Here is a 13,090-nt window from a genome sequence, read left to right on the forward strand (position 1 = left end):
TTACCGAGTTCCCCGCCACACCCGCAACATGCCGGAGTTTTCCACAGGTTCAACCCCCATCGGCTCCCCTGAGGGGCCGGTAAAGGTCACATTCTGTTCGATTTTCCCATGCTCGACGAGCCAATTGAGGATTCGCAGCGCAAGCTTGGCGCCTTCGGCACCGTCACCTGTAACATCAGCCGGAAGATGCAATTCCTGCCCGGTGAAAAGCGCAAGGCCGTCGCTCTGCATGCTGCCATCGGAATTGGTAATCAGCGCGGTCAAGCCAAGTCCCGGGAACGGCCCGCCTTCGATCCAACTTGTTACGCCCCTCTGGAAATAGGCGGGCTCGCTCACGGCGTGGGCGGGATGCCATACGACGCCCTGCACCCTTGGCAAATCGGTGAGGTCGGCAGCCAGGGCCGCAAGCCCGCGCACGACGGGGAACATGATGCCTCCGGCCGTCAGATGCGGCCCCGGAACAAGGGTTATCGCCTCAAGGGAAAGCTGGGGGAAACCCTCCGACAGGCCATAATAATGATTGGCGCACGGCATTTCTGCCGCCGGAAATGGTGCGAGGCCTGTCAGGTCGAACGTCAGCCCGTTGACGAGCAGTTCCACCCATCCCTCATCGGCTGTGCCATCCACCGATGGATCGATGCTTATGGAGAAAGGGACATCGCCTTTCGCCAGCGCCCGGATATCGGCCGCGCACGGGCGAGCGCCCGCCTCAAACAGGAGAGACACTGTTGCAACGAACCTGTTGGTATCAAGGCGTTGCGCGCTCGCGATCAATCTACCCTTTCTTCACAACGCCACGAATACTGTCGGCAATAGAGTTCCACGTCGAGTCCTTGCCGCGCCCATATCGCAGAAACTTTACCAAAATGGACCCAATTCTGGGGCAAACCGAACTGGTGACGGAAGTAAAACGCAACTTTCTTCGCCCGCCGCTCGGCGGTATGGTTTCGCCATGGATACAAGAGCTTTCGTATTGGGGGTCGAGCAATCGCTGTCGGGCAAAGCCTGGCGCTGGCGTGGCGGCAATATGGAATTGGCCTCCGGCATCCATGGGCTGGAGCAGGATATCGCCACCCAGCTTCTGCTGTCTCGCGGAGTGGAGCGAGAGGAGCTGGAGAAGCATCGCCAGCCCAATTTGCGCTCCTTCCTGCCGGACCCTTCCATCTTTGCCGATATGGATCGCGCCGCAGAACGCATCGCCGAAGCGGTGATTGCGCGCGAAAGCGTGACCGTTTACGGCGATTACGACGTGGATGGAGCGACCAGCTCCGCCCTACTTATTCGCCTCATCCGCATGCTGGGCCACGATGCGCAGCATTATATCCCCGATCGCCTGCTTGAAGGCTACGGACCAAGCGGCGAGGCGCTGCTCAAAATCGGTGAAGACGGCTCCAGCCTTATCGTTACCGTCGATTGCGGAGCCATGGCGCATGAGGCGCTGGGCATGGCGCATGACGCCGGTATCGATGTCATCGTGGTCGATCACCATAAGTGCTCGGCGGAGCTTCCGCGCACCTATGCGCTGGTCAACCCGAACCGGCTCGATGAAAAGGACGATGCAGCCCAGCACGGCCATCTCGCCGCAGTTGGCGTTGCCTTTCTATTGGCGGTGGCAGTGGTGCGCACCTTGCGCGAGCGGAACTATTTCAAGAACCGTACAGAACCCAATCTGATGTCGCTGCTCGATCTGGTGGCGCTCGGTACAGTGGCCGATGTCGCGGCGATCAGGGGCCTCAACCGGGCGTTTGTCGCACAGGGCCTCAAAGTCATGGCACGGCGAGAGAACACCGGCATGGCGGCGCTCATCGATGCCAGCCGGTTGAAAGCCGCGCCTGCCGCGAGCGATTGCGGTTTCGCGCTCGGGCCGCGCATCAACGCCGGTGGACGTGTGGGTGAAGCGACACTGGGCGTGAGGCTCCTCACCACACCCGATCCGGACGAAGCGCGCGCAATCGCCGAACAGCTTTCGCGCCTGAATGAAGAGCGCCGCGCGATCGAGGCGGCGGTGCAGGAAGCCGCTGAAGAACAGCTCGCCGCGCAGCACAATCGCGCGGTCGTTATCTGTGCGGGCAAAGGCTGGCATCCCGGCGTGATCGGCATCGTCGCCGGACGCATCAAGGAAAAGGCCGGTCGCCCCGCCATCGTCATCGCGCTGGATGACGAGGCGGGCGAAGGCAAAGGTTCGGGCCGCTCGATCCCCGGCGTTGATCTGGGCGCTGCCATCATCGGTGCGACCGATTCGGGCTTGCTGATAAAAGGCGGCGGCCACGCCATGGCAGCGGGCCTCACTATCGCGTCAGACAGGCTGGATGCTTTCATCGAATGGATGGACGATCGCCTTGCTGCCCCGGTCGCAGCAGCTTCGGCAGAGCAGCACATCACGCTCGATCTCGCTCTCGCACCGCGCGGCCTGACGCCCGAACTGGTCGAAACGCTCGATAGCGCGGGACCTTACGGCGTGGGTTGGCCCGGTCCGCGTGTCGCTGTGGGGCCGGTGCAATTGGTGAAAGCCGATATCGTCGGCACAGACCATTTGCGCGTCATCGCGGCAGGTCAGGATGGCGGTCGGTTCAAGGCGATCGCTTTCCGCGCCGCCGAAACCGACATGGGTCAGGCGATTCTCAGCGGTGCCCGCGGTCGCCGTCTGTGGCTCGCGGGTCGGGTAAAGATCGATGATTGGGGCAGCAAACCGGCCGCGGAATTGCATCTGGAAGACGCTGCCTGGGCCGATTAGGCACTTTCTTTTGAACTTGGTGCAGAACAAGGCTTGACGCGCGCGGCGGACCCACCTAATTGCGCCGCTCCATCGCACGTGGCCCCTTCGTCTAGCGGTTAGGACGCGGCCCTTTCACGGCTGAAACACGGGTTCGATTCCCGTAGGGGTCACCAGCGATGGCGCGGTTTTCTACCGCTTCTCCCTACATTACAATGTATAACGGCAGCGCGCCCGCCCCGGCGCCCTGGGCGCTTACGCATAGGCAGGGAAAAATCTCTGCGCCCGTGCTGGAAAATGTCACAAATCTGTGTCTATGCCGTGCCGCAATGGATGTGCAGTACACCCCCGTGGCAGGTATCGTTCTTGCAGCGATATGCGGACTGGTCCTGCTGGTGGCGGGCGTCGATCTGCTGCTGGTGGCAGGCACAATGGTCGTCTGGGTCGCATCCTTCTGGATTGCCGCCCCGCCCCCGCCCTCTGTGCGCCCGCCAGAAACAGACGGTCTAACCATTTCCCAATCCGGCATGCGTGAGCTGATCGAGAATTCGGGCCTGCCCATGCTGCTGCTCGATTCCAACCGCATCATCGTTGCCAATGCGCAGGCGCGCGAGGAAATCGGCGCGCACGTTCTTGGACAGGACGCCCGCATCGCTCTGCGCCATCCTGCCGCAATCGACTTGCTCGCGCGCGAGGAAGGCGGCAGCGCCACGGTGCAGGGCCTTACCGGACCGCGCAGCAATTGGCAGCTGACGCTCCAGCGCATCGATTCGCGCTATAGCCTGGTCGAGCTCATCAACCGGACGGCAGAGGCGGATGTCAGCCGCGCGCATACCGATTTTGTCGCCAATGCCAGTCACGAATTGCGCACGCCGCTATCTTCGATCATCGGCTATATGGAGACCCTCCAGGACGCAGGTGACGATCTGCCACCCGAGAAAGCGGACAAGTTCCGCGGCACCGTCCTGCGCGAAGCCCGTCGCCTACAGGATCTCATCAACGATCTGATGAGCCTCAGCCGGGTCGAGGCGGAAAAGCACGATCAGCCGCGCGAGAGCGTCGATTTCGGACTGCTCGTCCGTCAAGCGGCGCGCGATGGTGCCGGCACCGATCGTATCGATCGTGTGTCGATCAAGGTGCCAGACGAAAAGCTGCAGGTTCGCGGCGACCCCAAGCAGCTTGAGCAGCTGGTGCGCAATTTGGTCGACAATGCGCTGAAGTACGGCGCCGAAGACAAGCCGGTGAAGGTCAAGCTTGCGACGGGCCAATATGACATGTGCGTGCTGACGATTGCCGATAAGGGCGAAGGCATCGCTTCTGAGCACCTACCTTACCTCACCCGCCGCTTTTATCGCACCGACCCCGGTCGCAGCCGCGCCGCTGGTGGCACTGGCCTGGGCCTCGCCATCGTCAAGCACATCGTAGAGCGCCATCGCGGCCGCCTCGATATCAAGAGCAAGCTTGGCGAAGGGACGACAGTGACTGTGCGGCTTCCTTATGTCTCACAACGTTGAGGGCAAAACACGCGGGCCTCTCAGCTCAGCTATCCACAGCTGAAATGAAACTGTCACATAACTGTCATCTGCCACGCCTAGGGGCGCGGTCACATTTTGGACATGTGACAGGAATGAGACAAACAGCCATGCGCATCTTCCCGACTCTCCCGCTGCTGGCGATCGCCATGGTGGCAACGCCCGCATATGCGCAGGATGCGCATGCCAATCATGAAGAGCACCAGGCCGAAGTCGAACAGCTTCGCGCCCAGGTTGCCGCTCTTACTGCGCAGCTTGTGGCTGTGACTGAGCGCCTCGACGAGATCGAAAGCGAGCAGGCGGAAACTGCCGTGGAGATTGCTGGTCTCGAGACCGAAACGGCAGCCCTCGCCGAATCGACCGCACCTGTCGTTACCGCCAGCACCGGCACGGAAATCAGCATGGGCGCGGCCCCCGAAGTGGAGAGCGACGACGGCTTTTCCTTCAAGCCATTCGGCCGCCTGATGCTGGATGCCGGTTTCACCGCTATTCCCGATGGTCTCGGCCTTGAAGACGGGTTTGATGTCCGCGCCCGTCGCGTGCGCCTTGGCGTGCAGGGCGATATCCCCGGCGGCTTTGGCTACAAAATGGAATTCGAGTTTGGCGGAAATGATCTCGAGATCACAGATGCGCTGCTCGAATACGAAACCGGCGACGTCACTCTGACCGTCGGCCAGTTCAACAATTTCCAATCGATGGAAGAGCTGACCAGCAGCCGCTTCACGTCCTTCATCGAACGTGCCGCGTTCACCGATGCCTTCGGTTTCAGTCGCCGCACCGGCATTTCCGTCGAATATGGCGCGGGCAATGTCCTCCTGCAGGGCGGCCTGTTCTCTGACAATATCGATGATCTGCCGGGCAGCGACCGGATGAGCGTCGATGCGCGCGCCGCATTCTTCCCCGAGATTGGCGATACCCAGCTGCACTTCGGCGGTTCGGTTCACTATGCCGACCTCGGTGATGACGGCGAGGTGCGTTATCGCCAGCGGCCGCTTGTCTCCTTCACGTCGGAACGGCTGATCAACACCGATCGCTTCGCTGCCGGAAGCGAATTTGACATCGGAGCGGAATTCGCCGCCGTTCACGGCCCGCTGCATTTCCACGCCGAAGCCTACCGCCGCGAAGTTGGCGGCCTGGTGAGCATGGACAACGCTGTTTTCCATGGTGCGTTTGCAGAGGCTGGCCTGTTCCTGACACAGGGTGACAGCCGCACCTATCGCGGTGGCCGTTTCAACCGCACTCGTCCTGCCCGCACTATCGATGAAGGTGGTATCGGCGCGATCCAGCTCAATCTGCGTTACGATTTCCTCGAATTGAATGATCGCGACGCGGGTATCATCGGCGGCACCCAGAACGGTATTTACAGTTCGCTGATCTGGACGATGACCGACTACACCCGCCTGCAGGTCAATTACGGCCGCCTCGAATATGACGATGCTCCCAATGCGCTGCCCTCTGGCGAGCAGGACTACAGCGTCGATGTCGTCGGCGTGCGTGCGGAATTCGATTTTTAAGCAAGCGAAACCATCCCGCCTCCGATTGCGAATAAGTCCGCAATGCGACACAAATCTGTCGCATGACCGCAATAAGGGGCCTCTAGATCAACACCAGAAGATGAGGTCACAGACCATGAAAAAGCTTTCCATTGCCATCGCAGCGCTCGCTGCAACCGGCCTTACAGCCTGCGGTTCGCAGGATGGCGCCAGCGGTGACAGCCGCAACGCAATCCACGCTGTCGGCTCTTCCACCGTATATCCGTTCGCCACGCGCATCTCGGAAATTTTCAGCCGTGAGCACCCCGATTTCCCTGCCGCGAACATCGAATCGATCGGCACCGGTGGCGGCATGGCTGCATTCTGCTCGGGCGTCGGTTACGACACGCCCGATTTCGCGCAGGCGTCGCGTCGCATGAAGCTGAGCGAGTTTGAAACCTGCCAGGAAAATGGCGTGACCGAGATCGTCGAAATCCAGGTCGGCATGGACGGTATCGCTTTTGCCTCGGCCCAGGGCGGCATCACCATGAACCTGACGCCAGAAATCGTGTACCGCGCGATCGCTGCAAACCCCTATGGCGAAGAGCAGACCAATGAGACCTGGTCGGATGTCGATCCCTCGCTGCCCGATCTGCCGATCCTCGTCTACGGCCCGCCGAGCACCTCCGGCACGCGCGATGCGCTGGCTGAGCTGATCCTTGAAGTTGGCTGCGAAGACGGCCCGCTTCCCGAAGGTCTGGAAGAAGAAGAGCAGGATCGCATCTGCACTGAAGTGCGTTCGGACGGCAAATATGTCGATCAGGGCGAGCAGGACAATCTGATCGTCTCCAAAATCGAGACCAACCCGAATGCCGTTGGCGTTTTCGGCTATTCCTACCTTGAAGCAAACTCCGATCGTGTGCAGGGCCTGCCCATGAATGGTGTCGATCCGACCTATGACAATATCTCCAGCTTCGCCTACCCCGGCGCACGCCCGCTGTTCATCTACCTGAAGAAAGAACACGTCGGAGTGATCCCCGGTATTGAGGAATTCCTCGCAACCTGGGTTGCAAACTGGGGTGAAGACGGTCCACTGGCAGAAATCGGCCTGGTCACGAATCGTGGAGAAGTCCGCGACGCCATGACCGCTGCGACGACCGAATTCCCGGTCCTGACCGCAGAAGACCTTCAGTAAGGGTATAATCGCACACTATGTCACCAGCCATACCGCTTCTCCTCGCCATCGGGCTTGGGCTTGCCGGATGGCTGGTGGCCCGTGCCCGCGCGTGGACGTTCAAACGCAGCGCGCCTGAGGGGCGGATCGCCGCCCTACCCAGCTATCACGCGTGGTACGCCGCGCTGTGGATCGTTGTTCCGCTGATCCTGTGGTTCCTGATCTGGAACGGGATTTCGGGCCAACTTGTCCTAAGTTCCGTCCTCGCCAGCCCGGAAGCGCAATCGCTGCCGGAGTTTGGCCTGCGCCGCGATTCCATCCTGATCGAAGCCCGCAACATTGCCGAGGGCAATGCCGGGCTCAGCATGAATGACGAAGCTGTCGCGCTTGCCGAACCATTCCGGCAGGCGATGCAGCGTTACGATCTCATCGGCCTCATAGTCGGCCTGCTGATCGGCGGTGCTGGAGCCGCATGGGCTTTCCTCCGGCTGAAGCCCGATTTCGCTGCGCGCACGAAGGTGGAACGCCTAGTTCTCGCTGCGCTGCTCATCGCCTCACTCGTCGCCATCCTGACGACTTTCGGCATTCTGGTGACGCTGGTTTACGAGACCATTTTGTTCTTCGGCAAAGTCTCACCGATAGATTTCCTGTTCGGCACCCAATGGAACCCCGATCCGATGAGCACCGGGTCGGTCGATGGTGATCGTTATGGTGCCATTCCGCTGTTCTGGGGAACGCTCTTCATCGGTGCGATTATCGCCATGATCGTCGCCATTCCGCTGGGTATGATGAGCGCGATTTACCTCACCCAATATGCGCCTGCAAAGATGCGTGCCTGGGTGAAACCCGCGCTCGAAATTCTCGCCGGTGTGCCGACAGTGGTTTACGGCTATTTCGCCGCGCTCACGATTGCTCCCGCCATCCGCGATATCGCCGTCACTCTTGGCGCGTCCAATCCCTCCAGCGAAAGCGCGCTGGCTGCTGGCCTGGTGATGGGCGTGATGATCATCCCGTTCGTCTCCTCCATGGCTGACGATTCCATTGCTGCCGTGCCGCAGGCCATGCGCGACGGCTCGCTCGCCATGGGCGCAACGACCAATGAAACCATTCGCCGCGTGCTCGTGCCAGCCGCGCTGCCCGGTATTGTCGGCGGGGTGATGCTCGCCATCAGCCGCGCCATCGGTGAAACCATGATCGTGGTGATGGCCGCCTCTACTGCGGCCAATCTCTCCGCCAACCCGCTCGAATCCATGACGACCGTAACGGTGCAGATCGTCGCGCTGCTGACGGGTGAAGGCAGTTTCGACCATCCAGCAACCCTCGCCGCGTTCGCGCTGGGCTTTGTGCTGTTCATGGTCACGCTGGCGCTCAACTTTATCGCCCTGCGCGTCGTGAAGAGGTTCCGTGAAGCCTATGAGTAACGCACAAGCCCCCACGCGCACGGCCGCTTTCGAAGCCCGGCTGAAGAAGCGCTATGCAGCAGAACGCCGATTCAAGGCGATCGGCCTGTCGGCCATCATCTTTTCCATGATCGTGCTGCTCTTCCTGCTCGCCACCATGACGATCAACGGCATCGGCGGCTTCCAGCGGGCAGAACTGCGCGTGGACATTGATTTCCCCGACATGGGCCTCTCGCTCCCGCCGGGTGAATTGGATCATAATGATGCGATCCAGCGGCTCGGCAATCAGGGCCTGCGCGATGTCGTGCAATTCAGCGCCGAACAGACGCTGGGTGCCGAGGGCGCAGAGCATGTGAATGGTGAGGCCTGGCGCCTCGTCGCCGAAGAAATCTACGCCGATCCCCGCATCCTGCAGAGCGAAGCAAGCTTCTGGCTGCCCACCAGCGAGGATCTCGCGAGCGCCTACGCCGGGGACGGACAGTTGCCGCTGCAGCCACTTGCAGAGGATCTGGCTGAGCGCGATCTGCTGGCAGACAATTTCGACGTCGGCTTCCTCGCCCGCGCCGATGCCACCGATCCGCAGCTGGTCGGCATCTGGGGCGCGCTGAAGGGCTCGATCCTGACGATGATCGTTACCTTGCTGCTCGCCTTCCCGGTGGGCGTGCTGGCCGCTCTCTACCTTGAAGAATATGCGCCGAAGAACCGCTGGACGGACATTATCGAGGTCTCGATCAACAACCTTGCCGCCGTGCCTTCCATCATTTTTGGCCTGCTTGGCATGGCCGTATTCCTAGCGATCTTCCCCAGCATGCGCTCGGCTCCGCTGATCGGCGGTATGACGCTGGCGCTGATGACGATGCCCGTCATCGTGATTTCGGGACGCAACGCGATCAAGGCGGTTCCGCCGTCGATCCGCGATGGTGCGCTGGCCGTGGGCGCGAGCCCTGTGCAGGTGGTGTTCCACCATGTCCTGCCGCTCGCCCTGCCCGGTATCCTTACCGGCACCATTATCGGCATGGCTCGTGCGCTGGGAGAGACCGCGCCGCTGCTGCTGATCGGCATGCGCGCTTTCGTCGCCACGCCGCCTTCGGGCTTTACCGATAATGCCACCGTGCTGCCTATGCAGATCTTCCTGTGGTCCGATGAAATCGACCGCGGTTTCGTCGAACGCACCAGCGCGGCGATTATTGTGCTATTGATATTCCTCCTGCTGATGAATGGCCTCGCCATCTATCTGCGCAACCGCTTCGAGAAGAAATGGTGATGCAAGACACAGCCGATTCCCCGATTGCCGAAATGGCGCAGTCCAACGCCGCCGCGGAGGCCGTTGAGCCGACCGAGGTGAAGATGAGCGCGCGCGGCGTCTCCGTCTATTACGGTGACAAGCAGGCGATCAACGAAGTAGATATCGATGTTTACCAGGAATTCGTGACCGCCTTCATCGGCCCGTCGGGCTGCGGCAAATCGACTTTCCTGCGCGCACTCAACCGCATGAATGACACCATCCCGTCTGCCCGTGTCACCGGCACGATCGAACTGGATGGCGAGGATATCTACGCCAGCGGCATGGATGTCGTGCAGCTGCGCGCCCGCGTGGGCATGGTGTTCCAGAAGCCCAATCCCTTCCCCAAGTCGATCTATGACAACATCGCCTATGGCCCGAAGATCCACGGTCTGGCCGAAGGCAAGGCAGAGCTCGACGCGATTGTCGAGAAGAGCCTTCGCCGCGCCGGCCTGTGGGAAGAAGTGAAAGATCGCCTGCAAGATTCGGGCACCGCGCTTTCGGGCGGCCAGCAGCAGCGCCTGTGCATCGCGCGCGCCATCGCTGTCGACCCCGAAGTCATCCTAATGGACGAGCCGTGTTCGGCGCTCGATCCCATCGCGACCGCCAAAATCGAGGAACTGATCGACGATTTGCGCGGTAATTATGCGATAGTGATCGTTACTCACTCCATGCAGCAGGCCGCCCGCGTTTCGCAACGAACGGCCTTTTTCCATCTGGGCAATCTGGTAGAATACGGTCACACATCGGACATATTCACCAATCCGACGCAGCAGCGCACCCAGGATTACATCACCGGTAGGTACGGCTAACTTATGGACCATACAGTCAAAGCCTTTGACGAAGACATCACCCATATCCGCGGATTGATCGCGGAAATGGGCGGGCTTGCCGAACTCGCCATCAGCGAGGCGCTGAGCGCGCTTGTGTCCGGGGACGAAGAGCTCGCCAAACAGGTGATCGAACGCGATGAGAAGCTCGACGCGCTTGAAGCAGAGGTCGATGCCATGGCCGTGCGCGTGCTCGCTTTGCGTGCGCCGATGGCCGATGACCTTCGCGAAATCGTCGCCGCGCTGAAAATCAGCGGCGTTGTCGAACGCATCGGTGATTACGCCAAGAACATTGCCAAGCGGATCGGCCGGATCGAGGGTCGCGCGACGTTTGAACCGCTCACCCTGCTGCCCGCCATGGGCGAGCTCGCCGCCGAAATGGTGCATGACGTGCTGACGGCTTTTGCCGCGCGTGACCCGATCCTGGCCCGCGAAGTGATCGAGCGCGATGACAAGGTCGATGCGTTTTACGACAGCATTTTCCGCAATGTTGTCAGCCACATGGTAGAAAATCCGAAAACCATCAGCAGCGCAGCGCAGCTGCTGTTCGTCGCCCGCAATATTGAGCGGATCGGTGACCACGCGACCAATGTGGCCGAAATGGTCCACTATTCCGCCACCGGTAGCTATCCTGACGATATCGAGCGCTGATCGGTTATCCGGCGATATGGCGGGCCCGGTTGCAACAAAACTGCCATGAAAGTGTCATATGCCCTCACCGAAGGCGCCCGGATGGCGGGCGGCTGAACGGAGACAAGCATGTCCAGTCCCAAGCTTCTGCTGGTGGAAGACGATAGCGCGCTGTCCGAATTGCTCGAATATCGGTTCGAGAATGAAGGCTACAGCGTGCGCGCTACGCCGGATGGCGATGAGGCGCTCGTTCTTGCCTCGGAAGATCCGCCCGATCTGGTCATCCTCGACTGGATGATCGAAGGGGTCAGCGGCATCGAAGTCTGCCGCCGCCTGCGCCGCGAGAAAGCCACTGCGCATGTCCCTATCATCATGCTGACCGCGCGCGAGGCGGAAGACGACCGGGTGCGCGGCCTTGAAACCGGTGCCGATGATTATCTCACCAAGCCCTTCAGTCCGCGCGAGTTGTTGGCGCGAGTCGCGGCCGTCCTGCGCCGCGTGCGTCCTGCTCTGGCAGGCGAAACGATCGAAGTTGGGGACCTGCGGCTCGATCCGGTGGCGCATCGGCTTGAACGGCGCGGCAAGGAATTGCAGCTTGGCCCTACCGAGTATCGCTTGATCAAATTCTTCATGGAGCACCCGCGCCGGGTCTTTTCGCGCGGGCAATTGCTCGACGCTGTCTGGGGCACCGGCAGCGAGATCGAAGAACGTACAGTCGACGTACATATTCGCCGCCTAAGGAAGGCGATCTCGCACGAAAAAGCGCCTGATCCCATCCGTACGGTGCGATCTGCCGGATACGCGCTGGAACCAGTTTAGCAGTTGAGCATTTGATAACGCAGGTGCAGCATAAACCGAGTGAGGAATTTTTTACCCGTTTTTCAAAGTCATTGTTGTTGTAGGAATGTCACTTCAACGCACATATGGCTCGCTTCGAGACAAAATTTGCCGCTGCGGGTTCACATCATACCGCAATTGCGATATACGACCGTCAACTATAGAGAAACCTCCCCAGAAACGAGGACACGTAATGAAGAAGATTATTTCCAGTGCAGTCGCCGCCGGGCTTATGCTCGGCTCCACCGCCGCCGTTGCGGCGCCAGCTATTGACCGTGAAGGTGCTCCGGTACTGAACGCTGAAGAAGCTGGCATGGATGCTGGCGTCATTGCCGCTATCCTCGCAGCTCTGGCTGCTATCGGTCTCGTCATTCTTCTTGAAGACAATGAAGACGACGATCCGTTGCCGATGAGCCCGTAGTCCACGGCGCTAAATCGAATTTTGAAAACCCCCGCTTCGGCGGGGGTTTTTGTTTGTCTGGTATCATTTTGCTGCCTTCTGACGCACCCGACTAACGACACAGGCCAGCAGGTGGGCCACGGCTCTGGTCGAGGTGGAAATGGTCCGCGTGGGCGGCATTGTATTCGGGCGAGAGGACAATCCCGAAATTGAGACAAGCGCTGTCACGCACCGCGCGCAGAAAGCGGCCACGATCCTCGCCATCGCCCCAATCATTCAGCACCGAAACGCGCGTTCCATCCCCGAGCACAAAGGCAGAAATGTCGATCGCATTGCTCGTCGCATGCTGGCTCCAGCGGCCGTCATCGCCTCCGCCAACGCGCCGACAATTATACGTCCCGAGCTGCTCGACGCGTGACACAGCCGATCCAAGCATTTCTTCTGCAAGCGGTCCGACATCCTTCGCCAGCCATTGGCTAAGGCTGACCGCAACTGTGCAGGTCATCTCTGGATTGGCCGGCGTGAGCGGCGATTCAGGCAGCACCAGCCTGTTTTCCCGGCGACACGCGCCATCTCCTGCAGGTTCCAGCATCGTATAAGTGATATCGCTGCGCTCGAGCACTGCATTACAGGCGGCAGGATCCGAACGCAGGGCGCCAATTTTCATAGCTGTCGCCCATCCGCGCGGATTGTCGAGATCGAGCGGTGCCCATGGATTGTGCTGCGGATGGTCTTCCAGCCAGGCGCGTCCGTAGACGAATGCTGCAGCGCCCGCGGCCAGCAGGACAAGCAATTTCACGATTCGCCGCATCCCGCTCGG

Annotated in this window: 12 protein-coding genes and 1 tRNA gene; 11 read left to right on the plus strand and 2 right to left on the minus strand. The window is 60.6% G+C overall.

What is annotated here, in order from left to right:
• Nucleotides 1-726 carry a hypothetical protein gene (locus O2N64_RS12745; RefSeq protein ID WP_271077964.1) on the minus strand — a complete coding sequence of 242 codons (726 nt, stop codon included), beginning with the start codon at nucleotides 724-726 and terminating at the stop codon, nucleotides 1-3.
• 226 nt (nucleotides 727-952) lie between these two features.
• Between O2N64_RS12745 and recJ the strand changes: the two genes are divergently transcribed.
• The 11 genes from recJ to O2N64_RS12800 all read left to right on the plus strand — a co-directional run bounded on the left by recJ (nucleotide 953) and on the right by O2N64_RS12800 (nucleotide 12,291).
• Complete coding sequence (gene recJ / locus O2N64_RS12750; RefSeq protein ID WP_271077965.1) at nucleotides 953-2,734, plus strand: single-stranded-DNA-specific exonuclease RecJ; 1,782 nt, start codon at nucleotides 953-955, stop codon at nucleotides 2,732-2,734.
• Nucleotides 2,735-2,814: 80 nt separating this feature from the next.
• Nucleotides 2,815-2,889, plus strand: a tRNA-Glu gene (locus O2N64_RS12755).
• A 159-nt stretch (nucleotides 2,890-3,048) separates the two neighbouring features.
• On the plus strand, nucleotides 3,049-4,227 hold the full coding sequence (locus O2N64_RS12760) for a sensor histidine kinase (RefSeq protein ID WP_271077966.1): 1,179 nt from the start codon (nucleotides 3,049-3,051) through the stop codon (nucleotides 4,225-4,227).
• Nucleotides 4,228-4,340: 113 nt separating this feature from the next.
• A complete protein-coding gene (locus tag O2N64_RS12765) occupies nucleotides 4,341-5,759 on the plus strand; it encodes a porin (protein ID WP_271077967.1) in 1,419 nt (472 codons plus the stop codon).
• 115 nt (nucleotides 5,760-5,874) lie between these two features.
• Complete coding sequence (locus tag O2N64_RS12770; protein WP_271077968.1) at nucleotides 5,875-6,912, plus strand: substrate-binding domain-containing protein; 1,038 nt, start codon at nucleotides 5,875-5,877, stop codon at nucleotides 6,910-6,912.
• Between the two features lie 17 nt (nucleotides 6,913-6,929).
• Complete coding sequence (gene pstC / locus O2N64_RS12775; RefSeq protein ID WP_271077969.1) at nucleotides 6,930-8,312, plus strand: phosphate ABC transporter permease subunit PstC; 1,383 nt, start codon at nucleotides 6,930-6,932, stop codon at nucleotides 8,310-8,312.
• Nucleotides 8,305-9,555 carry a phosphate ABC transporter permease PstA gene (gene pstA / locus O2N64_RS12780; RefSeq protein WP_271077970.1) on the plus strand — a complete coding sequence of 417 codons (1,251 nt, stop codon included), beginning with the start codon at nucleotides 8,305-8,307 and terminating at the stop codon, nucleotides 9,553-9,555. The genes pstC and pstA overlap by 8 nt, the downstream gene beginning before the upstream one ends.
• 32 nt (nucleotides 9,556-9,587) lie before the next feature.
• Nucleotides 9,588-10,385, plus strand: coding sequence for a phosphate ABC transporter ATP-binding protein PstB (gene pstB, locus O2N64_RS12785; protein ID WP_271079661.1), 798 nt, complete (start codon nucleotides 9,588-9,590; stop codon nucleotides 10,383-10,385).
• Between the two features lie 3 nt (nucleotides 10,386-10,388).
• Nucleotides 10,389-11,054: a phosphate signaling complex protein PhoU gene (phoU, locus tag O2N64_RS12790; RefSeq protein WP_271077971.1), complete on the plus strand. Its 666-nt coding sequence runs from the start codon at nucleotides 10,389-10,391 to the stop codon at nucleotides 11,052-11,054.
• Nucleotides 11,055-11,162: 108 nt separating this feature from the next.
• Nucleotides 11,163-11,852 (plus strand): phosphate regulon transcriptional regulator PhoB, encoded by a 690-nt coding sequence (gene phoB, locus O2N64_RS12795; protein ID WP_271077972.1) that lies wholly within the window; start codon nucleotides 11,163-11,165, stop codon nucleotides 11,850-11,852.
• Nucleotides 11,853-12,063: 211 nt separating this feature from the next.
• A complete protein-coding gene (locus O2N64_RS12800; RefSeq protein ID WP_271077973.1) occupies nucleotides 12,064-12,291 on the plus strand; it encodes a hypothetical protein in 228 nt (75 codons plus the stop codon).
• Nucleotides 12,292-12,382: 91 nt separating this feature from the next.
• On the opposite strand, the gene O2N64_RS12805 is transcribed toward O2N64_RS12800, so the two are convergent.
• Entirely contained in the window at nucleotides 12,383-13,069 is a 687-nt protein-coding gene (locus O2N64_RS12805) for an extensin-like domain-containing protein (protein WP_271077974.1), read from the minus strand.
• Nucleotides 13,070-13,090: the final 21 nt, after the last annotated feature.

It is taken from the genome of Aurantiacibacter sp. MUD61 (assembly GCF_027912455.1).
Classification (GTDB): Bacteria; Pseudomonadota; Alphaproteobacteria; order Sphingomonadales; family Sphingomonadaceae; genus Alteraurantiacibacter.

Bases quoted from the DNA above. Each gene is read 5' to 3' on its own strand.
- pstC (WP_271077969.1), top strand. From the start codon at position 6,930: ATGTCACCAGCCATACCGCTTCTCCTCGCCATCGGGCTTGGGCTTGCC.
- pstB (WP_271079661.1), top strand. From the start codon at position 9,588: ATGGCGCAGTCCAACGCCGCCGCGGAGGCCGTTGAGCCGACCGAGGTG.
- pstA (WP_271077970.1), top strand. From the start codon at position 8,305: ATGAGTAACGCACAAGCCCCCACGCGCACGGCCGCTTTCGAAGCCCGG.
- phoU (WP_271077971.1), top strand. From the start codon at position 10,389: ATGGACCATACAGTCAAAGCCTTTGACGAAGACATCACCCATATCCGC.
- O2N64_RS12800 (WP_271077973.1), top strand. From the start codon at position 12,064: ATGAAGAAGATTATTTCCAGTGCAGTCGCCGCCGGGCTTATGCTCGGC.
- phoB (WP_271077972.1), top strand. From the start codon at position 11,163: ATGTCCAGTCCCAAGCTTCTGCTGGTGGAAGACGATAGCGCGCTGTCC.
- O2N64_RS12770 (WP_271077968.1), top strand. From the start codon at position 5,875: ATGAAAAAGCTTTCCATTGCCATCGCAGCGCTCGCTGCAACCGGCCTT.
- O2N64_RS12765 (WP_271077967.1), top strand. From the start codon at position 4,341: ATGAGACAAACAGCCATGCGCATCTTCCCGACTCTCCCGCTGCTGGCG.
- recJ (WP_271077965.1), top strand. From the start codon at position 953: ATGGATACAAGAGCTTTCGTATTGGGGGTCGAGCAATCGCTGTCGGGC.